Below are 24,183 nucleotides of genomic sequence, written 5' to 3' on the forward strand. Positions count from 1 at the left end.
CTTATTTACGTAACTTAGGATCCAATGCGTCTCTTAATCCGTCGCCGACAACGTTAAAACCAAACATCGTAATGCAGATAAAACCGGCAGGGAAAAACAAACGCCACGGATAATAGGTCAATGCAGGCAATCCGTCAGAAGCCATCGTTCCCCAGCTTGCAAGAGGAGCCGGAACACCAAGTCCTAAATAGCTTAAAAAGGCTTCTGTAAAAATCGCGGTTGGAACAGTTAGTGTCATCGTGACTAAAATAGAGCCCATTGCGTTCGGCACGATATGTTTAAACAGCAGACGGGATGTTTTCGCCCCGAGTGTCTGCGACGCAAGCACGTATTCCTGGTTCTTCAGCTGCAGCACTTGTCCGCGAACGATTCTGGCCATGTTAATCCAGCCCGTAATCGTCATAGCAATAATAATTGTTAACAGCCCTTTCGGAAGAACGACCATCAGCAGGATAACCATTAATAATGAAGGAACAGCCCAAAGGATATCTGCGATACGCATCATAATCTCATCTGTTCTGCCTCCGCGGAACCCTGAAATACTGCCCCAAATAACACCGATCAGCAAGTCAAGAACAGCGGCTGCGACACCGATAAAGATTGAAATTCGCGCACCTACCCATGTACGGACGAAAATGTCCCTTCCTAGATCATCAGTCCCGAACCAGTGATCTTTTGAAGGCGGCTTATCCGCATTTAAGAGATTGGTAGTCGAATAATCATATTTTGAGAAAACAGGCGCAAAAATCGCCATGAGAATAATGAGAACAATAATAACAAGCCCGACCATCGCAAGCTTATTGCTGCGGAAGCGTAACATCGCATCTTTCCAGAGGGAAAGGCTCTTTTTACTTATTTTCTCAGCATCGCCGGCATTCGCTGCGGCTGGTTCAAACATGTTTTTTGGAATGTTCTGCATGGCCTAGGCTCCTTTCTTTGCTTTGGAAAGCTTAATTCTTGGATCAATAATGCCGTATAACACGTCTACGATTAATACACATAAAAGCAGGATGACACTGAAGAACACCGTTACACCCATAATGACTGTATAATCACGGTTTGTAATACTGTTTACGAAGTGTGAACCAAGCCCCGGGATTCCAAAAATGGTTTCAATGATAAAGCTTCCAGTTAAAACTTGAGCGGCCATAGGGCCCATATATGTAACGACTGGCAACAGCGCGTTTCGGATGGCGTGCCGCACTGTAACTGCAGGACGCGACAGCCCTTTTGCTTTCGCTGTGCGAATATAATCACTGTTTAACACTTCGATCATGCTTGAACGGGAAAGTCTGGCAATAAACGCCATCGGCATGGAAGCAAGTGCGATGGAAGGCAAAAAGGTGTATGACCAGGACTCCCACCCCGCGACCGGAAACAGCTCAAGCTTCATGGAGAACACATATTGCAGCACAGCCGCCATGATAAAGCTCGGAACTGAAATACCAAAGATCGTTAAAATCGCGACGGTATAATCCTGCCACTTATTATGGTAAAGGGCTGCAATCACCCCAAACAATACACCAAACGCTAAAGCGAGGAGAATAGCTTCTGCTCCAAGAGTGAATGAAACGGGGAAACCTGAACTGATCAGGTCATTGACACTCTGACCTTTATATTTAAATGACGGTCCGAAATCCCACATTGCAACAGATTTCAAATAGCTCGCGTATTGTACAAACAGCGGCTTGTCCAAACCATAATGCGCATTTAAGTTTGCTTCAATTTCAGGCGGAAGCTTTTTCTCACCCGAAAACGGCCCGCCCGGTGCTGCTTGCATTAAGAAGAATGTCACGGTTACAATCACAAATAATGTGATAATCATATAGACTAAACGTCTTCCAATATATTTTAGCAAGGGGGAACACCTCCATGATTTTTACATTTTTACAATCCATCAGTAAGAAAGGTATATGGGAAATAAGTCCCCATATACCTTGAGGTTTTTGTTTTCACAAATAAGACTTATTGAAAGTACGCGTTTCTGAAATAAATTTCTCCGGTTCCAGTAATGATGGTTCCTTTCAGATTTTCGTCTTGCACCCAAGGAATCGTATAAAAATAAACTGGCGCTACTGGCATTTCATCAATGAAAATACCTTCTGCTTTTTTCAGCAGCTCAGCACGTTTAGTTGGATCAGTTTCAGTTTGTGACTGGTTCAAAAGCTTCTTGAATTCCGGATTTTCCCAGCCGGTATCGTTATTACCTCCGTCTTTGTCACGGAACATTTCAAGGAAGTTCATAGGATCATTGAAGTCGGCAAGCCAGCCCATACGGCCGATTTGATAATCTTGGCTGTGAAGCTTATCAATATATACATTCCACTCCGAGTTATCAAGCTCAACATTCAGGCCTAAATTTTTCTTCCACATTTCTTGTACGGCTTGAGCGATTTTCGCATGTGCGTCATCTGTGTTATAAGACAATTTGATTTTCGGCAGATCAGATGCTTTGCTTAAGCCCATTTCCTTCAGGCCTTTTTCAAGGTATTCTTTTGCCGTTTTGACATCGTTGTCTTTGTAGTAGCCTTCTTTGTTATCTTCAAACCCCTTCATTGTCGGCGGCACCGCAGCCATTGCCGGGATTTGTTCACCCTGTGTAATGTTTTTAACAATCGATTGGCGGTCAATCGCATAAGATAATGCTTTACGGATATTGACGTTGTCTAACGGCTTCGCTTCAGTATTGAATTTGTACCAATACACACCCGCCATTGGCTCAACATGTAAAGAACCGTCTTTTTTCAAGCTAGGGAGCGATTCAGTCGGAAGCTGTCCGAGCGGCAAACCGGCCCAATCAAGTTCGCCAGCTTGGAATTTTTTCAGTTCAGTATTGTTGTTGTTGATCATAACCATATTGATTTTCTTCAGTTTGACTTTGTCTTTTTCCCAGTATTGATCATTCTTTTCAAGATCGATAGACCCGCTGTGTTTCCATGCCGTCATCTTAAATGGCCCGTTTGACACATAATCGTCTCCGGCATTTGTGTTCCACTTTTTGTTTTTCTCTGCAATTTTTTTGTTAATCGGCATATAAGTATAAAATGCTGTTAATTCAGTGAAGTATGGAGTCGGGTTGTTTAGTTCAACCTTTAATGTCTTATCGTTTTCTGCTTTCACTGCCACATCATCAAGGCTGCCTTTACCGGTATTTGCCGCCTCAGCACCTTTTATGTAGTAGAGCTGGTAAGCGTATTGTGATTCGTTATTAGGATCAAGCGCCCATTTCCATGCATATTCAAAATCTTGCGCTGTGACAGGGTCACCGTTTGACCACTTTGCATCATCACGAATCGTAAACGTATAGGTTTTTCCATCTTTGCTTGTTTCAATTTTAGAAGCTGCGCCTTCTTCAGGCTCACCCTCTGCATTAATACGTGTCAATCCTTCAAAAGTCTGACGGATAACCCCGCCTGATACCGAGTCATTTGCCAAGCCGGGATGTAAGGAGAACGGCTCAGTTTTAATATTAATGTTAAGAGTCGTCTTCCCTTTGCTGTCTTTTTTCCCATCACCGTTTGAACCGCTGCCGCCAAAGCCGCATGCGCTCAGCACGAGAGTGAAAATGAGCATTAACGTGACAATCGACCAACGTTTTTTCATATCCACAAACCCCCTAATAATCATTTTTTCAGCTCCTTACGGCCAAATCCTCAGAAATATCAGACAAATGAACCTGAGTTTACATAACTTTTATTCTGTTCCGTCTTTTCTGATTATTTTTGTAAAAAAGCTGTAACAATAGAGTGAACAAGTTCATTATAATGAAACAAATTCTTTATTGCAATATTATTTTATCAATTTAAAATTTTTAAACTTCGTTAGTTTTTCTGCCAATAACGCGATATCCTTCTACCGTTTAAAGCATAAATTGATTAAAAACTATTTTAGGAGTTTCCAATCCATATTGCTTTATACATATAATATCTAGCTGTTTAACTGCTGAGAGCGGTTATCATTTGGGCGATTTACAACTGTTCTTTTATTTATATCATTACAATTTTCATGCAAAAAGAACGTTTTTTCAGGATGACAATTGGTTATAATTGATTTATAATGAAGCAATCAAAAGAAAAGCTTGCTATGAAAAAGAGTAGTACACATTTCACCCGTTTGAAGAGAGTCTGCGGTGCTGGGAGCAGATATCGGGCAATGTGGAATGGACTTTGGAGCAGCTGACCGAACCAAAAAGTAGGCTCAGCCGGAGCAGTCTCCGTTACAAACGTCAGAGTGATTCCATTTTAATGGAATAATCAGGGTGGTACCACGGTTCATTCGTCCCTTTTTTATAGGGGAAGAATGAGCCTTTTTTATTATGTTCTAAGAAATGAGGTTGATTTTCCAATGAAACAGACGATTTTTTCAGGCATCCAGCCAAGCGGTTCCGTTACACTCGGCAACTACATCGGTGCAATGAAGCAGTTTGTCGAACTGCAGCATGATTATCACAGCTATTTTTGCATCGTAGACCAGCATGCGATCACAGTGCCTCAGGATCGGCTTCAGCTGAGAAAAAACATCCGCAGTCTGGCTGCGCTTTATCTAGCTGTCGGTCTCGATCCTGAAAAGGCAACACTGTTTATTCAATCAGAGGTTCCCGCACATGCACAGGCCGGATGGATGATGCAGTGCGTCGCTTATATCGGCGAGCTTGAACGAATGACTCAATTTAAGGACAAGTCAAATGGCAAAGAAGCAGTTGTCTCGGGCCTGTTAACGTACCCGCCGCTGATGGCTGCTGACATTCTGCTGTACGGAACAGATCTTGTGCCTGTCGGCGAGGATCAAAAGCAGCATCTTGAGCTGACACGAAACCTTGCAGAGCGATTTAACAAAAAATATAACGACATCTTTACAATTCCGGAAGTGAAGATTCCAAAAGTAGGCGCCCGGATCATGTCTCTGACTGACCCGCTGAAGAAAATGAGTAAATCTGATCCGAACCAGAAATCTTTTATTACATTGCTGGACGAACCAAAGCAGCTTGAAAAGAAAATCAAAAGCGCTGTGACAGATTCTGAAGGTATTGTAAAATTTGATAAAGAAAACAAACCGGGCGTTTCCAACCTTCTTACGATTTATTCAATTCTCGGCAATACGACGATTGAAGAACTTGAAGCGAAATACGAAGGAAAAGGCTATGGCGAGTTCAAAGGTGATTTGGCAGAAGTGGTAGTCGGTGCATTGAAGCCAATTCAAGACCGTTATCATGAACTGATTGAGTCCGAAGAATTAGACCGGATTCTTGATGAAGGCGCTGAGCGGGCGAACCGGACAGCAAACAAAATGCTCAAAAAAATGGAAAATGCCATGGGTCTCGGCCGAAAAAGACGATAACAAAAAAACCGCTCTTGCGATTTGCAAGAGCGGTTTTTTAATTTACCTTTGATTCATTTTCTATTTCCCAAAGCTTCTCGAAAAAAGGCTGTCCTTTTATCAAGTTTTCGCAAAAGGCCAGGTGCTTGTCCGACCAGCCTTCAATGGTTTCGTTATACAGCATGTCCCAAATCTCTTCAAAGCTCATCCGTTTGATTTGTTCATACATATGCGGGTTCCACTCTGTGTACCAGTAGCCAATCTCCGCACGGTTTTTCAGCCCTTTTAATTGATCCAGCGCCATAAACATAAGCTGCTTAATTTGCCGCTCTTTTCTCGTTAATCCTCTGACGTGCTCTGGTGCCAATGATAAGATATGATATTCTTTTGAGGACTCCAGCTTCTTCGGCTCAAATTCATACGTTTCCGGCTCTACATCTTTCACCATTTCATACACGAGCTGCTCCTGGCGCGGAATAAGGCGGCTTTTTCTGACAGGGATCGTGTAGCCGATTGTATCAACAGCCAAAATGCCGATTCCGTCCGTCACAACAAAACAATACTCCAGCTTTGTGCGTTCATGATTTTTGCGAATGTACGATTTTTGATGAACCTCTTCAAGCAAATCTTTTGGAAGCTCTGACAAATCGTTTTCTATGTAATGAAACAATACTGACGGCACCCTTAAGAGAGGCACCTGATCCAAAAGCTCAACCGTATCTTCCTTGCGCCATTCATGAAAGTGGCATACATTGTAGCCATTTTCTTCCCCTTCAAACCAATTGACCCACACATCATGAAGAAATAACATCTCTAACCCCTCACTTTATAAAAACTGTTGTCCACAGTATAGGCAAGGTGCAGAGAAATTATTCCATAGAGATTGAGGAAATCTGGAATAACTGGGTTTCTGTTATAAACATAAAAAGCAGACTTCCTCGTATATTTTCTGACAAAGGAAATCTGCTTACTTTAGGAATTCGTTACATTTTCTAACGAACATGATTTTCATTTTTATTTAATATTTTTAGGATCAAGAGCATCCCGCAAACCGTCTCCGACAAAGTTGAAGCACAGCACGGTAATTAAAATAAATAGCCCGGGAAATAATGGATACCACCATGCTTGAATCATCAACGTAAAGTTTTGCGCATCTTGAAGCATATTCCCCCAACTCGCAATTGGAGGCTGGATTCCAAAGCCCAGATAACTTAATGTTGATTCAGCTAGAATTACACTGCCCACTTTTAAAGTGGCTGAGACAATTATTGGTCCTAGACAATTGGGTAATATATGCGAAAAAATGACTTTGTAATTTTTAGTCCCAATCGTTTTAGCAGCTAATACGAATTCTCTTGATCTCAGTGATAAAAACTCTCCTCTAACCAGCCGCGCTGTTGTTGTCCAACCTGTCAGAGAAAAAATTAAAATTAACTTATCCATACCCGGCTGAAAAATTGTTACCAATGTAATAAGGAGGAAAATATCTGGAATAGATAGGACTACATCTACTATCCTCATCAAAATAGCATCTACTATACCTTTAAAATATCCTGCCACAGCGCCAACTACAGTGCCTATTGTAATTGCACCAATTACTGAAGCAAAACCGACTAATAAGGAAACACGAGCCCCATATAACACCCTTGTGAATATATCACGTCCAAATTTATCTGTTCCCATTAAATTTTTAGTGCTTGGCGGCTTCAGTTTATTTAATAGTGACTGACTTTCTGGCGAATAAGGGGCAATAAAAGGTGCAAAAACTGCCATTACAATAATGACTGTTAAAACAATGCCTCCTATAACAGCCAACTTATTCTTTAAAAATTTTTCGAAAAAAATCTTAGTCATTGTTTCTGGTTTTTGTCTAATATTTTCTTTTAGCTTTACCTCATTAGAGGGAGCCGCAGTATTCGGAATTGTCATATGTGCCTCCCCCTTTTAATATTCGATTCGCGGATCAACTAGTGCATATAAAATATCCGCAATCAAGTTTCCCAGTACAACCAAAACAGCGGAAATAACAGTCATCGCCATAATAACCGGATAATCTCTGGAAAATGCTGAATCAATAAATAACTTCCCTAGTCCCGGCCAAGTAAAAATCTGTTCTACCACGACAGCACCACCAATAAATGACGGGATCATCAATCCAAAAATTGTAATAACAGGAAGAAGACCATTTCTTAAGCCATGTTTGAAAATCACTTTATTTTCTCTAAACCCTTTTGCACGAGCTGTTCTTATATAGTCCTGTTTCAATACATCGAGCATACTTGAACGTGTATAACGAGTGATACCAGCCATATCAGCAGTTGCTAAAACAAAAGCAGGTAAAATTAAATGATGAAGTCTGTCAAAAATGTTAAAATCAGCATTTAAAGTACTAACTCCCCCCGTAGGAAACCAACCGAGATTTACCGAAAGAATCATAATTAGAATTAATCCGAACCAAAAATTAGGTATTGCCAGACCTAAGAATGACGTGACAGTTATACCGTAGTCAAGCTTTGAATAAGGGCGTTTTGCAGAAAGAACACCGAAAGGAATGGAAATTAGAAGAGCAACAAGTGTTGAAAATACCATGAGCACCAGAGTGTTGGGTAAACGTGATAGGATTAAATCGGAAACAGGTGTACCTTTTTTAACAATAGATGTACCAAAATCTCCTTGCAACATGTTTCCAAGCCATTTTAAATATTGAACTGGTTCAGGATCATTAAGTCCGTACTTTTCTATAAATTTCGCTCTGTCCGCTTGACTGATTGTCGGATCCATCATAAGTGACATCGGATCACCTGGTGCCGCTTTCATTATCGCAAAAGATAATATTGTAATGCCCAAAAGAATCGGCAGAGACATTAATGTTCTACGAACAATATATGTAACCATATTCTTGTCCCCTTTTCTAAAATAGGATAAAGAGGAAAGGATGCTGAATCCTCACCTCTCTAGGGATATAATTTTTATTGTTCAAGCCACCATTTCTCAATATGGTATAAGTCATTCTTAGGATGGAATACGTACCCATGCATGTTTGCTGGGATTGCCCTATGATAATTGTAATAAAATAAGAATGAATAAGGCTGATCCTCTGCAATCAATTTATAAATTTCTTCGTATTTTTTCTGATATTCTTTTCTGTCTGTGATTGATTTTGCCTCAACTAAGAGTTTATCAACCTTAGGGTTTTTGTACCAAATGTTGTTCAAGCCATTTTCAGACTGACTTGAATGGAAGATCGTGTATTGGTCAGGGAACGTAGCTAGACTCCATCCGAGCAGTAATGCATCATAATCCCAATTTGGCGGACTCGTCTGTTCAATAAGAGCACTAAATTCTACAATTTGCGGTTTTGCTTCAATTCCTACTTCTTTTAGCTGCTGCTGAACAACAACCGCTAAATCTTCCCGAATTTTATTGCCTTGATTGGTCTTAATGGTAAACGAGAATTTCTTTCCGTCCTTATCAAGGTAACCGTCTCCGTCTGTATCTTTCCATCCCGCTTCTTTCAGTAGCTTTTTAGCTTTTTTAGGATTGTAATCAAATGTAGGCACATCACTTTTCGGGTAATTCCAAGATAGCGGACTTTCAGGAACGTTTGCGACTTCACCATCACCGTTTAACACTTGATCCACCATTGCTTTTCGATCAAGTGCATGCGTAAGAGCTTGGCGGACTTTTTTGTCTTTAAATAAGTCTTTTTTTTCATTCCATCCGATATAGCTATAGTTCAAACCAAGATCTGATTTAACTTGCACATTATCAAATGTCTTGACTGTCTCAAAATCAGTACCCGGGACAACAAAGAAATCAATATCTCCCGCCTTTAACTGGGCAATAGCTGCATTTGAATCTGGGATTGTTTTTACTGTAACTGTATCTAAATATGGTCTTCCGCCGTAATAATCTTCATTGGCTTCAAGTTTTACATAATCCCCTTTTTTCCATTCAGAAAACTTGAATGGACCTGAACCAATCGGATTCTTCCTGTTAAATTCATTTTCGCCTAAATCTGCAACTGGTACTTTCCCTAAAATGTGTTTAGGCAAAATACCGTAACTATCTAGAACAACATTGTAAAAATATGCATCTTTTTTCTTTAATTTAAATTCAACTTCATAATCACCTTTTTTTGTAACAGACTTTAGTGATTCAAAACCAGAGCCGCGTTCACCATTATAATCCTTATTTAAAGGTATGCTGTATGTGAAAACGACATCATCCGCTGTAAGTTCTTTTCCGTCATGGAATTTTACACCTTTTCTGATCTTGACATTATAAGTCAGACCATCCTTGGATTCTGTTACTTTCTCGGCTAGTGCAGGCTTCACATTTAATTTTTCATCTGTTTCTAATAATGTACTATAGATCATCCCTTCAATATCTGAACTGGCGACATCTGTAGAATAGAGTGGATTAAACAAAGTTGGTTCCCCAGTTGAACCAACAACCAAGTCCCCGCCCTGCTGCGGTTTGCCGGTTGATTTTTTCTCGCTGCTGCTTGACTTCGATCCCGAGCAGGCCGATAAAAAGATGGCCATCACCATTAATACACTTAGCATCATCAGTGCGGTTTTACGTCTTTTCATTAGATATTCCCCCTCTTGAAATGTTCGTTCTTCTTAGCTGCTGTTTATGTAGTAGCATACCCCCTCTCAAAGCTGTGCGCGCGACAGTTAGCTATAAAGGTGACAAGCCACAAAATGGCTGGGAGCAGCTTCTTTGAATTCTGGTATTTGTTCCTTGCATATCGGTTTTGCAACAGGACATCTTGTATGGAAAACACAGCCTTTTGGCGGATTGGCCGGGCTGGGCAGTTCTCCTTTCAGGACGATGCGTTCGCGTTTGACAGATCCTTTTTTTCTTGTAACCGGGACAGATGATAAAAGGGCTTGGGTGTATGGGTGCAGCGGGTTGTCATATAACTCATGCTTGTCGGTCAATTCCATCATTTTACCGAGGTACATTACTCCGACCCTGTCGCTGATATGGCGGACGACACTTAAATCGTGAGAGATAAATAGATACGTCAGATTAAATTCTTCCTGCAATTCTTCCATTAAGTTGATGACCTGGGCCTGAATCGATACATCAAGTGCAGAAACCGGTTCGTCTGCAATGATAAGCTCCGGATTCAGCGTGAGGGCTCTCGCAATGCCGATCCGCTGACGCTGTCCGCCGGAAAACTCATGAGGATAGCGGGAGGCAAACGACGGATGAAGGCCTACTCTCGCAAGCAGCTCTTCGACTTTCTCATTTCGTTCTCGCATCGTGTACATATGATGTGTGTTAAAAGGCTCCTTAATAATAGAACGCAGCGTTTTTCTTGGATTCAGCGAAGCAAATGGATCTTGAAAGACCATCTGAATATTTTTGCGGACGTTTTTTCGTAAATTCTCCTCTGACAGATTGGAAATATCCTGTCCCTTAAAGAGAATCTGGCCTTCAGTCGGTTTGTACAGCCTGATCATCGTTCGGCCGGCAGTCGATTTTCCGCAGCCCGACTCTCCAACGATTCCGAGTGTTTCTCCTTTTTTTAAAGAAAACGAAACACCGTCCACCGCTTTCACATCACCAACTTTTCTTTGAAAAAAGCCTGAGCGGATTGGGAAATATTTTTTTACGTCCCGAAGTTCTAAAATTGTTTCCTGATTAGCTGCTGTCATGATTGTTCGGCACCTTCTTCCTCATATAAAAAGCATCTCACTGACCTTCCACTTTTGTGTGTCAAAAGCGAAGGCTGATGGGTCCAGCATTTATCCATCGCTTTTGGGCACCTAGGAGCAAAACGGCACCCCGGCGGCAGATTATCTGGTGTCGGCACGCTGCCTTTAATCGCATTTAATTTATCAATCTCTCCATCTATGACAGGAATAGACATAAGCAGTCCTTCTGTATAAGGATGAAGGGGCTCTAAAAATAACTCATCGACTGAGGCATTTTCTACGACTTGTCCGCAGTACATGACAATGACTCTGTCGGCTGCTTCCGATACGACACCTAAGTCATGTGTAATCAGCAAAATTGAAGTATCAAACTTCTGGCAGAGATCTTTCATTAGCTCCAGCACTTGGGCTTGTATCGTCACGTCTAACGCCGTTGTCGGTTCATCGGCAATAAGCAGTTTTGGATTACAGCTGAGCGCGATGGCAATCATTACCCTCTGTCTCATGCCGCCAGATAGACGGTGCGGGTATTCCTTCATAATTTGCTCCGCTCTTGAAAACCCAACCATCTTCAAGAGTTCGACGGCTCTTTGATACGCTTCTTTTTTCTTCATGTTTTTATGGTAAATCAGCACTTCGGTAATTTGTTCTCCGATCGTTAACACCGGATTAAGGGAGGTCATTGGTTCTTGAAAGATCATGGATACTTCGTTTCCGCGGATTTTGCAATAGTCATTTTCAGTGAATGTGGTGAGGTCCTTGTCTTCGAGTTTAATCGTACCGTCCATGATTTTCCCGCCTGAGCTCTGGACGAGACCCATAATAGACAATGAAGTAATACTTTTGCCGGAGCCCGATTCGCCTACAAGCGCGACGGTTTCGCCTTTTTTGATGTAGAAATCGACTCCGTCCACCGCAGGGATCGGCTCCTTTTTTCTAAAAAAATAAGTCTTTAAATTATTCACTTCTAAAAGTATGCTCATGCTAGCTCCCCTTTCCCCCTCTTGTCGCCAAACGTTTTCAAGAGAAAGTAATCCCTCTATTCAGAAATAATAAACAATATTGAATTATCAAAAATTTTATAGTTGTATATTATTACAATCATTTTGCAAAATCAAGAATTTTTTAGGATAATTGTAATATTATTAATGGAATTCCATTATTTTATTCTTTTAAAGCGTTGCTTTCAAAAAGGTTTCAGGAGAGATGGACAACCCTTCTGTTGTACTGGCTCTGTTCTCTGTTAAATATTTTTTTACAATATTGAATCCGACTGCGTATCCAAGCATTTTCGGCTGATATCCTTTGCCGTATAAAAGCTGATCGAACAATCGATGACCCCGTTTGATGTTCAGATGAGGTGCAATCTTTTTTTCGTAAAAAACCTCAAGCTGCAGAGGGGTATACCAGGTGGTCCATTCAGACGTTTGGCTTTGGCCTAACCTCTCATAAACAGCATATTCTGCCAGCCCCTCCATGATGATTGTATCAAGTAATGTGACGTCTTTTTCCTCTTTTGTCATATGATCTAACCGGCAAACATGATGATATTCATGTGTCATAAGGGCTGAAACCGAGGACAATTCGATATCTGACGAGAGAAAGAGAAACATTTTATCTGGGAAGGCGAGCCCTGATTTTGACCCGAATTCTAAACGGATTCTTCTGTTACGTTCATCAACCGGCAGTGCTACGATTGGCACGTCAGGCCCTTGCCACTTCTTTCTGAGATACTGCTCCTCTTTTTGTATATGCCTGAAAAGTCCTTTTTCTTTCAGAATGGAAGACGTGCTTATTCCCTCTTTTATGTTTTTAAACATTCCGTGATGCTGCAAATGTCCCAAGATGCCTTTCCAGTCTTCTTTCTTTGTTCCTGAAAAGAGCGGGACAATGTAATGCGCCAGATCATCTATTGTAGCGGCTTTTTCAAACCATTTGTATGTTTGTTCCACGCTCATGCTATCGCCTCCTCTTTTTTATCCTATGCGCACGAAAAAAACCGGCTACCCTTTTAGGGCAGCCGGTTTGGCGTCAAAATTACTGATATTTTTTGAAGATTAGCGTTGCATTATGTCCGCCGAATCCCAGTGAGTTGCTGAGAACATAGCTGAGATCCTGTCTGCGTGCTTCATCAGGCACATAATCTAAATCGCATTCTTCGTCAGGCGTTTCAATATTGATTGTTGGCGGGATCATGCCTTCTTTAATGGCAAGGATAGAGAAAATGGCTTCAATACCGCCCGCCGCGCCTAGAAGGTGGCCCGTCATAGATTTTGTAGAGCTTACCGCAAGTTTATAGGCATGCTCGCCAAAAACTGTCTTAATCGCCATTGTTTCATATTTGTCATTGTAATATGTGCTTGTGCCGTGAGCATTGATATAGTCAATCTCTTCAGGCGCAATGCCCGCATCTTTAATGGCTTCTTGCATCGCTCTCGCTCCGCCTTCGCCGTCTTGGGCAGGCGCTGTGATATGATAAGCGTCTCCCGTCGAACCGTAACCGACGATTTCTCCGTAAATTTTGGCGCCGCGTGCAAGTGCATGCTCAAGTTCTTCAAGAACGATAATACCCGCACCTTCACCCATAACGAATCCATCACGGTTTTTATCAAACGGACGGCTCGCTGTTTTCGGATCCGGATTTGTAGAAAGCGCTTTGTTGGCACTGAAGCCCGCGAATGACATTCTAGTCAGCGGCGCTTCTGTTCCGCCTGTGATCATAGCGTCTGCATCGCCGCGCTGAATCACTTTAAATGCGTCACCGATAGAGTTTGTTCCTGTTGCACATGCAGTTACCGTACAAGAGTTAACTCCCTTTGCTCCTAAAGCGATAGAAATTTGCCCTGTCGCCATATCAGGAATCATCATCGGCACAAAAAACGGGCTTACCCGTCTTGGGCCTTTTGTTAAGAAGATTTCAAACTGAGACTCAAGCGTTTCAAGCCCTCCGATTCCGGAACCAACCCAAACACCGACTCTCGGCGCGATTTCATCAGTAATTTCAAGACCTGCGTCTTCAACTGCCATTTTCGCAGCGACAACCGCATATTGAGTGAAACGGTCCATTTTTCTTGCTTCTTTTTTGTCCATGTAATCTTCAACATTAAAGTCTTTTAATTCAGCGGCTACTTTAGCCGGATATTCTTCAGAATCAACACGAGTGATCGGACCGATCCCGGACACACCGTTGATTGCGTTATTCCAACTTGTATCGACGTCGTTGCCAAGCGGAGACAATGCCCCGAGCCCTGTAACAACTACTCTTTTTTTACTCATCTTGTGTGCACCTCACCTTTTTTTATCGGCCCCAGCGGATTGCAATGGCGCCCCAAGTTAATCCTCCGCCGAATCCTACCATGACGATCACATCGCCATCTTTGATTTTACCGGCTTCCAATTCTTCTACTAGAGAAATAGGAATGGATGCGGCAGAAGTGTTTCCATATTTATGAACAGTTTTAGACATCTTTTCGACAGGAAGCTCTAAACGCTCACGTGCAGCTTCCATGATGCGGATGTTCGCCTGATGCGGAATTAAAAAGTCGACGTCCTCTTTTGAGAGCCCGGCTTTTTCAATGACGTTTACGCATGATTCACCCATTTGGCGGACCGCAAATTTGAAAACTTCACGTCCATTCATGATTGTATGTCCTTTTTCATTTAGATACAAGTGCTGACCGCCTGTGCCGTCTGCTCCTAGTTCAAATGAAAGGATTCCTCTGTCATCACTGACTGGCCCGACTACCGCAGCGCCCGCTCCGTCACCAAACAGAACGGCTGTGTTGCGGTCTTCCCAGTCTGTAATGCTTGAGAGCTTTTCTACACCGACAACAAGGACATGCTTATAAGTTCCGGATTCAATAAATTGTTTACCCGTTACAACCCCGTACATAAAGCCTGCACAAGCCGCGCTGATATCCATGGCACATGCTTTCTTTGCGCCGAGCTGTTCTTGAATCATACAAGAAACTGTAGGAAATGACTGATCAGGTGTGACAGTCGCAACGAGAATCATATCGAGATCCTCAGCGGACACTTCAGCTTGTTCCAGCGCTTTTTTCGCTGCTGCAACAGCCATATGTGATGAATATACGTCATCAGCGGCAATTCTTCTTTCTTCTATTCCTGTTCTTGTACGAATCCACTCGTCAGAAGTTTCAACCATTTTTTCTAAATCATGATTTGTTAAAACCTTCTCAGGGATATAACGTCCAACTCCAAGTATTCCAGCTTTCATAAGGGAAGACTCCTTTATATAGTTAATTTAGAAGATCAATCAGGTTATGATCAATTATTAGTATCAGGTACTAATTCTATCTTATTTTTTTTCACATGGCAATATATTCGTCTAAACTATCGGTCCATCTTACTCATAGAGTATGGTATATGGAAAAGGAGGCGTATGCAGGTGGATGTGTTTTCAAAAATGATGTTCGGCGATAACGCCAAACAAAAAACAGAAAAAGAAAAAGTGCAGGAGGAGGGGGTTTCCCCGACAAACGAAGAAGAGACGATTGATTACATGTATATTATGAACCAAATCGGTTCGATTATGAACTCTCTCGATTAAATCAAGCCCGCTCTGAAGGAGCTCGCGCCTATGGTATCCGCTATTAAAAAGAAAATCATGTGAAAAGCCACTTTCGAGAAAGTGGCTTCTTCTTATTCGGTTTCAGATTTCGCGTCGGATTTACCCAGCTCATAGGCTTCCGCCATTACCGTTGTAAATAAATTCATAAACGGCTGAATGGCCTCCATCGACAGATCTATTCCTGATTTTTCAAGCTGCTCTTTCGCTTCAGGCAGATATTTCATTGCTATTTGCAGAAACTCAAGTGATTTTTCGTGCTGCATGTAAAGTCACCCCGTTACTCGTTTTTTGGCAGTTCACCTGTTTTGTTATATGTTTTGACCAGTTTAGCGATTTTTTCCTGAAAGGCTTTGTCCACAAGCGGACTGAAGGTTCCCATTTCGACAACTCGGCTTTTCAGATCGTAATAGTGATCGCCGCCTTTTAAAGTCCCTTTGTCGAATTGCTCAGCTATAATTTCATAGGCCTTGTCCACATTTTGCACCGTGCTGGTTAACACGGTGTTCTCGCCAAGATCGGATTGATCTGTGACATAGCCGATCGCATATAGGCCGTCTTTTTTGATTTGCTGAATGACAGGAACATTATACCCGTCTCCGGCAGGATACACAACATCCGCGCCTTCGTTCTTCATTTTTTGATAAAGGTTCACCGCAGTCGAATCATCATCCCAGTGATCCGTATATTTTGTATTCACTTCTATATTAGGATTTTCATACTTAGCCCCTTTTATAAAGCCGTCAACTTCTGGCTGCCATGAAAAAGAAGCGATGACGCCGACCTGATTGGTTTTTGACATATGGGCAGCGGTCATTCCGCCGAAAAAGCCGATTGCTTCCCCGCTGAGATGAACGCTTGTGACATTGTCCGCTTTTGCTTTTGCATTTGAAATCACAAACTGCATATCCGGATAGTCTTCACTCACCAAGTTAAATACTTCTTCATACTCACTTCCATGGCCAAAGAGGAGATTGACGCCGCGCTTATGAAAATCTTCAATCGCATTTATAATATCTTCATCTGTTTTTACGCCTTCTTTATAGTAGACGTCCACATTGTATTTAGATTGTATATTCAGTAATCCTTTATACCCTTTTGTGCCCCATACGAGGTCATTAATCGTATCAGGAAAGAGCATGCCGACCTTCTCAATTTTTCCTTTAAACGGAGTTTGTCCACATCCGCTTAATAAAAGGAGGACAGAAAAGATCATGACAAGCCTTGTGATCAAGTCATGTTCAACTCCTTTTGACAAGCTATCACATGTATTCAAATGATACGTTTATTGTATCTAGAAAACTCGAAACATGGAAGGTTTTTCTTAATATTTGTCGAAAATTGATGAAAATTGTCTTTTCCACTCGAGAATTTTTGTTTTCGCTTCATCTTTTGAAGTTTTTTTCGTGACTTGCAAATCAAAAATGCAATCTTTGCCGGTATCACGGCCGGGCTCAAGCAAGAATCTCAACAGCTCGTCAGCTACATCTTCTGTATAAAAGCCCTCTTCCTCCTGTTCTTCTTTCCACGGCCCATACATTTTAGGAAGGATCACCGCTTTTTCTGAACCTGTCTTTTTACGTTTCTCCCACTCTTTTCGGTCTTGTTCGTATACCAATACATAAGCGGATTTATATTGGTCCAAAGGCAAAAAGCCGCAGTCATATTGGATACAAATTGTATCATACTTTTGATCCTCAATGTGCTCAAGCTGCCGAAAGTGCTCGTTTCTTCCAAGCCACATGAGTCTTTCTTCTAAGTACATTTGTCTGTTTTCATCATCTGTTTCAGCCAAAACGACATCGACGTATATGCCTTCATCCATCATTCGCTCGCATAAAGAAAGGCCGAAAAATTCATCCGCCCCTACAATCAGCGTTGATTCCATTTCATCTGCCGCCCTTCCGGTTTTTCATTTATCCAAAGCAAAACAGCCTCCGCAAAAGAGAAGGCTATTGTTATTGTATTCTTTATAACTCTTTTTCATGCCTGTGAAAGAATTTGCAGATTGATGCATAGATCCTGCTTGGGTGCTCAAATAAATGAAACGTTATGTCAACCGGACAGCCTTGGTTTTGCTGCTGCTTTTCCTTAAATACTTCCGCATGCAGGCTGTACGGATACGGTGCTCCGGTCATCCGCTGCCATATATGAACCGGTACGCTGCTCGGATAGCTTTCGATTGTTTTATAACGGAGTGAAGCCGCTTCTTTTTCGGAGATTTCGTAGCTTTCCGATACCTCTTTCAAAAATTGCTTATAGAAAAATTTATTTTCTTTTTCTGATTCATAATGTGCCTGAAGATCGAGACAAGGATTCAACATCGCGGCTGATCGGATATGATCCGGGGAAAAACGAAGCAGTTCATCGGCCACGAGAGCGCCCATCCCTTCTGCTAAAATATGAATCTTCGGATTGAGTATTTCCTGCTTCAACACGAAATGTATCAGCTGTTTGGCATAGGTGACCGCTTTTTCCGCGCCCCAGTGCCTTCCGAACAGATTGCTGTTAAAAATGGTATAGCCTTCGTCCCTCAGCATATTTAAAAGCTGATTTCTGCCGTAATGCTGAAGCCAAAAGCTTGAATCATTACCGACAAAGTGGGTTCTGTCCCCGAGGACAAAGATGCCAAAGCCGTTCGGACGATAGGGCAGATGAATCACGTTATGCTCCGTTCCCAATTGAAAATACCTTTCCGTTATTCCCATCGCTTGCCCGCCTCCTTTCACACTTCATCTCACGCTATCTTATGTAAAAAGAAAAGAAACGAATAAGGTAAAGTCCTAGCCTTTCTATGTTTTGGCTATTATACCAATTGACGATATTTATTTTTTATATTTTACCATTAAAAATGTGACGAATCAGACTCTTTTGTCACCTCACTTTCTTCTAAAATTAGATTCCCCCTTGGCTTTATGTATGGTATGATAACTTCTAGAATAGAATGAGAAGGACGAGGTGGAAACGTGCGATTTATTATTGCTTTTATTTGGACGTTCCTTTTATCGCATATGGCATGCTATTTGATTGCCAGCATGAACAGTGTAGCGTATAACTTCACAACATCATCCGTAATTGCTGTCGTTTTATATGTGCTGATCATGGCGCTAGCAGCAATCATGCCTATGAACAACAATGCCAGCCAGCATTAATAAGCCAAAAACCCAAAACATGTATTGTTTTGGGTTTTTTCGTGATCACGGTTTTCTTTTATACGTCCACAGGCGGTTGTGATTAGATGTTTCAGGAAACATATCTCCTGCTGACAGATGGACCTTTTGCGGGTTTTTGACCATACTCCCCGTCTCGCCGATTTCTACGTAGATGCCGTTGTTGGGCGCTTTCTGCCCGGGCCGGAATTGATGCTGCTGTCCCACTGTTTTTCCTCCTTTTCCTTTTTCGTGTAGTATGCGCCTAAGCGGGTGTGAATATGTTTCCATAAAAAAACTGCTGAGACCCGGCTCAGCAGTTTTTTCGGTTATTTCCCTTTGTAAAGGATCGCCTTTAACAGCGCTTTTTGCACATGGAGACGGTTTTCGGCCTGCTGGAATACAGCGGAATTCGGACCGTCAATAATCTCTGCCGTCACTTCTTCTTCACGGTGTGCAGGAAGACAGTGCAAAAATGTATAGTCAGGTTTAGCATGGCTGACAAGCGATGCATTCACCTGGTAAGGCGCGAAGACTGCGAGACGCTCTTGCTCTTCCGCTTCCTGTCCCATGCTTGTGAATACATCTGAATAAATGACGTCCGCATGTTTTACGGCTTCAATCGGATCAGCTGTAAGTGTAATGGAAGCACCGGATTGAAGGGCTGATGCCTTGGCTGCTTCCACCGCTTCGTCTAACACTTCGTATCCCTCAGGTGAAGCAATCGAGATATCACAGCCCATTTTTGCGCAGCCGATCATCAGGGAGTGCGCCACATTATTTCCGTCACCGATATATGCGACTTTCACACCTTTGAGATCGCCTTTGATTTCCTTGATCGTCAATAGGTCCGCCAGCGCTTGGCAAGGATGATATTTATCAGTAAGCCCGTTGATGACCGGAATATCAGCGTGTTCAGCAAGCTCCTCCACCTTTTCATGCTCGAAGGTCCGGATCATGATTGCATCTACATAGCCCGAGAGCACTTTTGCCGTGTCAGCCACAGTTTCACCGCGGCCCAGCTGCAGATCTTTCTGGCTTAAAAAGAGGGCGTTTCCGCCAAGCTGCGCCATGCCGGCCTCAAATGAAACACGTGTCCGCGTGGATGATTTTTCAAAAATCATCGCAAGGGTTTTGCCTTGAAAAATAGGCTGAATCTTGTTTTGTTTCAGTACACTGGCTTCAGCAAGCAACGCGCTGATGTCCTGTTCACTGAGATCTTTTAGCGTTAATAGGTCTTTTCCGAATAGATTGGTTTGCGTTTCTCCCATATTCACTGTGTGCATGATGCCACTTCCTTTTTATAAAGATCTCTGAGGGAAACAGGGTGCGGACTGCCTGATCCGCTTTGCAAAAACGCCCGTACGGTTTCCTCTTCAGTAAAGACGGTAATGCCGTGTGTCATGGCTTCCAAACGCTCTTTGCGTGCTTCTTCAGAGCCGTTCAAATGGATATGGAGCGCTTTTTCATCCTGTTCCATCCAGGAGGCGAATGTGCCTTCATGAACCGTAAAGCCGGCGTTTTCCGCTAATGTCTTCAAGTCTTCCGGTCCGTTTTGCAAATAAATGCTTCCTTTTTGATTCCAAACACGCGTGTAGATTTTTTTCAAGGCGCTGTCGGCGTCGTATGCAACACACATGCCTTCTCCTGTCGATTTCATTTCCGGTCCAAGCTTCACATCTACATCTTGAATCGCATGTGATGAAAAGACCGGGAACTTTACAGCAACACCATGGTGATTTTGAATTGCCGGGTTTACATCTTTTAGAGATGCCCCCGCCAGCAGCCGTGTGGCGAGCGGAATCATCGGGACGCCCATGACTTTGCTGACGACCGGAACTGTACGGCTCGCTCTCGGGTTCACTTCAAGGACGAGAATGGTTTCGTTATCGATCACAAATTGGATGTTCATAATGCCTTTAAACGAAAGCTTTTGGGCAATTTTTTGCGCAGCATCTTTTATTCCCTGCTGCAGCTTGTTTGTGACGGAAGGCCCCGGGAGAATGGCGAAGCTGTCTCCTGAGTGGACGCCCGCCCGCTCAATATGTTCGGTATATGTCGGGATAAAGACTTCTTCACCATCGGAAATCAGATCAATTTCGACTTCTTTTCCTGACACGTACTGATCAATTAAAATGGGGTACGGCATGCTGTCTTCTCCGTCCAGCAGCTGAGAAAGCGCAGCTTCCGATTCAACGATGATCATGCCCATTCCGCCAATGACATAAGAAGGACGGATTAATACCGGATAGCCGATGCCGTCTGCTTTCTCTGCAGCCTCTTCTTTTGTATAAGCAATTTCTCCTTTAGCGTGCTGCAATCCGAGTTCATCAAGAAGCTGATAAAATTGATCGCGATCCTCTAACACGTCGAGCGTTTCAAACGATGTGCCGAGAAGCGTGATTCCGGCTTTTTCGAGCGCTTCAGCAGCATTGATCGCGGTTTGGCCGCCGAACTGCACGATCGCAAAGTCAATCTTTTCCTGTTCCGCCACGTTTAATATGTGCTCCGTTGTCAGCGGTTCAAAATACAGGCGGTCCGCAATTTCATAATCTGTGCTCACGGTTTCCGGGTTGTTGTTAATCATAATCGTTTCGAACCCAAGTTTTTGCAGTGTTAACACCCCATGAACAGCACTGTAATCGAATTCAACGCCCTGGCCGATGCGAATCGGTCCTGAGCCGATAATCAGCGCGCGCTTTTTCTCTTTGCGGCTGATGTCTCCATCGGTTTCTCCGAAATACGTGGAGTAGAAATAGTTGGTTTTCGCATCAAACTCAGCTGCGCAAGTATCAACAATTTTGAAGGAAGGCGTAATCCCCTTCTCCTTGCGAAGAGCGCGCACCTCTACCTCTGTCTTGCCGATAAGCGAGGCAATCGTTGCGTCTGAAAATCCTTTTTCCTTTGCCTTTTTCAATAAATCAAAAGAGAGGTCGCTCCCCGCTTCCATGATCTGATTTTCCAGCTTGATGATATTGTTAAAGGTGTGAAGGAAAAACGGGTCGATTTTTGTTTTTGCATGGATTTCTTCTATTGATAGGCTTCGGCTTAACAGCTCCATCACAACGAAAAATCTTCGATCGTCAGGTGTGATTGCCAGCTCCCAGAGCGCTTCAATTGATAAGCCGCCGAGCTCCGGCAGATGCGTGCCGACGTTTTTCAGCTCAAGGGAGGCTGCCGCCTTTTGGAGCGCCGCTTCTACATTACGTTCAATCGCCATCACTTCTCCGGTGGCTTTCATTTTTGTGCCGAGCTTGCGGTCCGCGTTTTTGAATTTATCAAACGGCCAGCGCGGAAACTTGACGATAACATAGTCCAATGCCGGTTCGAAGCTCGCATAAGTGGAGCCTGTAAGCGGGTTTTTTAATTCGTCAAGCGTGTATCCGACCGCCAATTTCGCAGCCATTTTCGCAATGGGATAACCTGTTGCTTTTGACGCGAGAGCAGATGAACGGCTCACACGCGGATTCACTTCAATGACATAGTATTGCTTGCTGAACGGATCAAGCGCAAACTGAATGTTGCACCCGCCTACGACATCAAGTGCCGAAATGATCGTCAGACTTGCCGTCCGGAGCATTTGATAGTCTTCATCAGTTAATGTTTGTGAAGGCGCCACTACGATCGAATCGCCTGTATGCACACCGACCGGATCAATGTTTTCCATATTACAGACGGTAATGCATGTGTTGTTGCTGTCGCGCATCACTTCATATTCAATTTCTTTAAAGCCGGCAATGCTCTTTTCTACCAGACATTGATTGATCGGGCTAGCCAGGAGCGCTTGCTTGATCATGGCGGTAAATGCTTCTTTCGTAGGCGCGATGCCCCCGCCTTTTCCGCCTAACGTGTAAGCAGGCCGGATAATGACAGGAAAGCCGATGGATTCCGCAAAACGAAGGGCATCTGTTTCGTTATCGACAATTTCGCTCTCTGGAACTGGCTGATTCAGCTCGTTCATTAAAGAACGAAATTTTTCCCGGTCCTCTCCTTTTTGTATTGTATCAACGGATGTACCCAGAAGTTTGACGCCGTGCGCCTTTAAGATACCTGCTTCTTCAAGTTCAACTGCTAGATTCAGTGCAGTCTGCCCGCCTAAATTGGCCAGAAGTCCGTCGGGCTTTTCTTTCTTAATAATGTCTGTCAGGCTTTCTACCGTCAGCGGTTCAAAATATATGTCATCCGCGAAAGCTTCATCGGTCATAATTGTTGCCGGGTTGTTGTTGACGAGAATAACCCGATAGCCTTCTTCCTTGAGCGCGATGCACCCTTGAGTGCCTGAATAATCAAATTCTGCCGCCTGGCCGATGATGATCGGGCCTGAGCCGATTACTAATATGCTTGAAATACTGGTGTCTTTAGGCATGGGCGATTTCTCTCCTTGCTGGTATCACATTCTTTAAATAATCATCAAAAATCCATTCGCTTTCCGCCGGCCCGGGATGGGCTTCCGGGTGAAATTGCACACTCATGACAGGCAGCTTTTTATGGGAAAGCCCTTCAACTGACGTGTCATTGACATGGTGGAATCTGATCGTCAGCTCTTCTTGATTAATGGATTTTTCATCAACCACATAGCTGTGATTTTGGCTGGTCATGAACACCCGCTTCGTTTCACGGTCGATGACCGGATGGTTTGCGCCCCTGTGTCCGAACGGCAGCTTAAACGTATTTCCGCCGAAAGCGAGCGCAATCAGCTGGTGGCCGAGACATATGCCGAGTGTCGGAAAGCGGCTGACAATGTTTTTGATTTGTTCCATATACGGTGTAATGGCTTTCGGATCTCCGGGTCCGTTGGATAACACGACACCGTCCGGCTTTATGCCGTAAACCGATTCCATTTGCTGATACGGTATAACTGTGACCTTGCAGCCTCGTTTCACGAGTGAGGCTGCAATTGATTTTTTAAAGCCAAAGTCAATGAGAGCGATATGTTTATTTCCTTCACCGATTGTGCTGATGTCCTGTGCGGACGCCTGTTCTGCGACGTTCTCAGGCTGCAGTGCAATCTCAGCCGCTTCTTTAGAGGCAGTGACAGACGCCCCCATCGTTCCGTTCGCTCGGATTTTTTTGACGACAGCCCTCGTATCGACATGGGACAAGAGCGGGATATTCCATTTTTTCAGATATTCCTTAAGGCTGTATACTGCTTCATGATGAGAAAAATGATCGCACGCCTCGTAAACAACCGCTGCTTTCACTTGCGGTTTTTTGCTTTCAAAGTCGTTTTCATTAATACCGTAGTTGCCGATCAGCGGGTACGTAAAAACGATAATCTGTCCTTTGTATGACGGGTCTGTCAGCACTTCCTGATAGCCCGTCATTCCTGTGAAAAACACAGCTTCGCCCGTGCAGTTTTCATGTCCGTCCAGTTCTCCGCTGAACACTGTTCCATCTTCTAATACTAAATAACCTTCCATCTAAAAGCCCACCTCTTGATGAATAATTAATTATAAAA

21 protein-coding genes, 2 pseudogenes and 1 other annotated feature are annotated in these 24,183 nt (G+C 43.1%); of the genes and pseudogenes, 3 read left to right on the plus strand and 20 right to left on the minus strand.

What is annotated here, in order from left to right; translation table 11 throughout:
* Position 1 precedes the first annotated feature (1 nt).
* The 3 genes from oppC to oppA all read right to left on the minus strand — a co-directional run bounded on the left by oppC (position 2) and on the right by oppA (position 3,603).
* The gene (gene oppC, locus MTN95_RS12000; protein ID WP_024120915.1) at positions 2-919 is read right to left on the minus strand and encodes an oligopeptide ABC transporter permease OppC; all 918 of its coding nucleotides are present in this window, start codon (positions 917-919) and stop codon (positions 2-4) included.
* A gap of 3 nt (positions 920-922) precedes the next feature.
* Entirely contained in the window at positions 923-1,858 is a 936-nt protein-coding gene (oppB, locus tag MTN95_RS12005) for an oligopeptide ABC transporter permease OppB (protein WP_024120914.1), read from the minus strand.
* A gap of 107 nt (positions 1,859-1,965) precedes the next feature.
* Positions 1,966-3,603: an oligopeptide ABC transporter substrate-binding protein OppA gene (gene oppA / locus MTN95_RS12010; protein WP_105953726.1), complete on the minus strand. Its 1,638-nt coding sequence runs from the start codon at positions 3,601-3,603 to the stop codon at positions 1,966-1,968.
* A 471-nt stretch (positions 3,604-4,074) separates the two neighbouring features.
* Positions 4,075-4,286 (plus strand) — a binding site (T-box leader).
* A gap of 58 nt (positions 4,287-4,344) precedes the next feature.
* Here oppA and trpS point away from each other — a divergent pair.
* Positions 4,345-5,337: a tryptophan--tRNA ligase gene (gene trpS, locus MTN95_RS12015; RefSeq protein ID WP_044156771.1), complete on the plus strand. Its 993-nt coding sequence runs from the start codon at positions 4,345-4,347 to the stop codon at positions 5,335-5,337.
* Between the two features lie 37 nt (positions 5,338-5,374).
* On the opposite strand, the gene MTN95_RS12020 is transcribed toward trpS, so the two are convergent.
* The 9 genes from MTN95_RS12020 to fabH form a co-directional block, all read right to left on the minus strand.
* Positions 5,375-6,127: a YjbA family protein gene (locus MTN95_RS12020; RefSeq protein WP_024120912.1), complete on the minus strand. Its 753-nt coding sequence runs from the start codon at positions 6,125-6,127 to the stop codon at positions 5,375-5,377.
* Positions 6,128-6,330: 203 nt separating this feature from the next.
* Positions 6,331-7,245, minus strand: coding sequence for an oligopeptide ABC transporter permease (gene opp4C / locus MTN95_RS12025; RefSeq protein ID WP_105990590.1), 915 nt, complete (start codon positions 7,243-7,245; stop codon positions 6,331-6,333).
* A gap of 15 nt (positions 7,246-7,260) precedes the next feature.
* Complete coding sequence (locus tag MTN95_RS12030; protein ID WP_105990589.1) at positions 7,261-8,211, minus strand: ABC transporter permease; 951 nt, start codon at positions 8,209-8,211, stop codon at positions 7,261-7,263.
* Positions 8,212-8,285: 74 nt separating this feature from the next.
* Positions 8,286-9,911 (minus strand): peptide-binding protein, encoded by a 1,626-nt coding sequence (locus tag MTN95_RS12035; RefSeq protein ID WP_105990588.1) that lies wholly within the window; start codon positions 9,909-9,911, stop codon positions 8,286-8,288.
* Positions 9,912-9,998: 87 nt separating this feature from the next.
* On the minus strand, positions 9,999-10,988 hold the full coding sequence (gene appF, locus MTN95_RS12040; RefSeq protein WP_044156397.1) for an oligopeptide ABC transporter ATP-binding protein AppF: 990 nt from the start codon (positions 10,986-10,988) through the stop codon (positions 9,999-10,001).
* Positions 10,985-11,971, minus strand: coding sequence for an ABC transporter ATP-binding protein (gene appD, locus MTN95_RS12045; protein WP_248338279.1), 987 nt, complete (start codon positions 11,969-11,971; stop codon positions 10,985-10,987). Before appD ends, appF begins: the two co-directional genes overlap by 4 nt.
* Positions 11,972-12,160: 189 nt before the next feature.
* Complete coding sequence (locus MTN95_RS12050) at positions 12,161-12,946, minus strand: DUF2268 domain-containing putative Zn-dependent protease (protein WP_248338283.1); 786 nt, start codon at positions 12,944-12,946, stop codon at positions 12,161-12,163.
* A gap of 79 nt (positions 12,947-13,025) precedes the next feature.
* Positions 13,026-14,264, minus strand: a complete 1,239-nt coding sequence (gene fabF / locus MTN95_RS12055; protein ID WP_024120905.1) for a beta-ketoacyl-ACP synthase II — start codon at positions 14,262-14,264, stop codon at positions 13,026-13,028.
* Positions 14,265-14,286: 22 nt separating this feature from the next.
* Complete coding sequence (gene fabH / locus MTN95_RS12060) at positions 14,287-15,225, minus strand: beta-ketoacyl-ACP synthase III (protein WP_010333732.1); 939 nt, start codon at positions 15,223-15,225, stop codon at positions 14,287-14,289.
* A 165-nt stretch (positions 15,226-15,390) separates the two neighbouring features.
* Here fabH and yjzB point away from each other — a divergent pair.
* A pseudogene (yjzB, locus tag MTN95_RS12065) lies at positions 15,391-15,621 on the plus strand (spore coat protein YjzB).
* A 29-nt stretch (positions 15,622-15,650) separates the two neighbouring features.
* Here yjzB and comZ read toward each other — a convergent pair.
* The 4 genes from comZ to MTN95_RS12085 all read right to left on the minus strand — a co-directional run bounded on the left by comZ (position 15,651) and on the right by MTN95_RS12085 (position 18,284).
* Positions 15,651-15,842 carry a ComG operon transcriptional repressor ComZ gene (gene comZ, locus MTN95_RS12070; RefSeq protein ID WP_105990587.1) on the minus strand — a complete coding sequence of 64 codons (192 nt, stop codon included), beginning with the start codon at positions 15,840-15,842 and terminating at the stop codon, positions 15,651-15,653.
* Between the two features lie 14 nt (positions 15,843-15,856).
* Positions 15,857-16,810 (minus strand): BMP family ABC transporter substrate-binding protein, encoded by a 954-nt coding sequence (locus MTN95_RS12075; RefSeq protein WP_248338285.1) that lies wholly within the window; start codon positions 16,808-16,810, stop codon positions 15,857-15,859.
* Positions 16,811-16,900: 90 nt separating this feature from the next.
* Entirely contained in the window at positions 16,901-17,464 is a 564-nt protein-coding gene (locus tag MTN95_RS12080; RefSeq protein ID WP_105953733.1) for a hypothetical protein, read from the minus strand.
* Between the two features lie 82 nt (positions 17,465-17,546).
* A complete protein-coding gene (locus MTN95_RS12085; protein ID WP_024120901.1) occupies positions 17,547-18,284 on the minus strand; it encodes a hypothetical protein in 738 nt (245 codons plus the stop codon).
* Positions 18,285-18,542: 258 nt separating this feature from the next.
* Here MTN95_RS12085 and MTN95_RS12090 point away from each other — a divergent pair, with 258 nt between their 5' ends.
* On the plus strand, positions 18,543-18,728 hold the full coding sequence (locus MTN95_RS12090; RefSeq protein WP_010333727.1) for a YjzD family protein: 186 nt from the start codon (positions 18,543-18,545) through the stop codon (positions 18,726-18,728).
* A 45-nt stretch (positions 18,729-18,773) separates the two neighbouring features.
* On the opposite strand, the gene MTN95_RS12095 is transcribed toward MTN95_RS12090, so the two are convergent.
* The 4 genes and pseudogenes from MTN95_RS12095 to MTN95_RS12110 all read right to left on the minus strand — a co-directional run bounded on the left by MTN95_RS12095 (position 18,774) and on the right by MTN95_RS12110 (position 24,145).
* The gene (locus tag MTN95_RS12095) at positions 18,774-18,953 is read right to left on the minus strand and encodes a YjzC family protein (protein WP_003239319.1); all 180 of its coding nucleotides are present in this window, start codon (positions 18,951-18,953) and stop codon (positions 18,774-18,776) included.
* A gap of 85 nt (positions 18,954-19,038) precedes the next feature.
* A pseudogene (gene argF, locus MTN95_RS12100) lies at positions 19,039-20,011 on the minus strand (ornithine carbamoyltransferase).
* Positions 19,999-23,091, minus strand: coding sequence for a carbamoyl-phosphate synthase (glutamine-hydrolyzing) large subunit (locus MTN95_RS12105; RefSeq protein ID WP_248338289.1), 3,093 nt, complete (start codon positions 23,089-23,091; stop codon positions 19,999-20,001). Before MTN95_RS12105 ends, argF begins: the two are co-directional and overlap by 13 nt.
* Positions 23,084-24,145: a carbamoyl phosphate synthase small subunit gene (locus MTN95_RS12110; RefSeq protein WP_248338291.1), complete on the minus strand. Its 1,062-nt coding sequence runs from the start codon at positions 24,143-24,145 to the stop codon at positions 23,084-23,086. Before MTN95_RS12110 ends, MTN95_RS12105 begins: the two co-directional genes overlap by 8 nt.
* Between the last annotated feature and the right edge of the window lie 38 nt (positions 24,146-24,183).

It is taken from the genome of Bacillus sp. 2CMS4F, from assembly GCF_023161785.1.
Taxonomy (GTDB): Bacteria; Bacillota; Bacilli; order Bacillales; family Bacillaceae; genus Bacillus; species Bacillus halotolerans.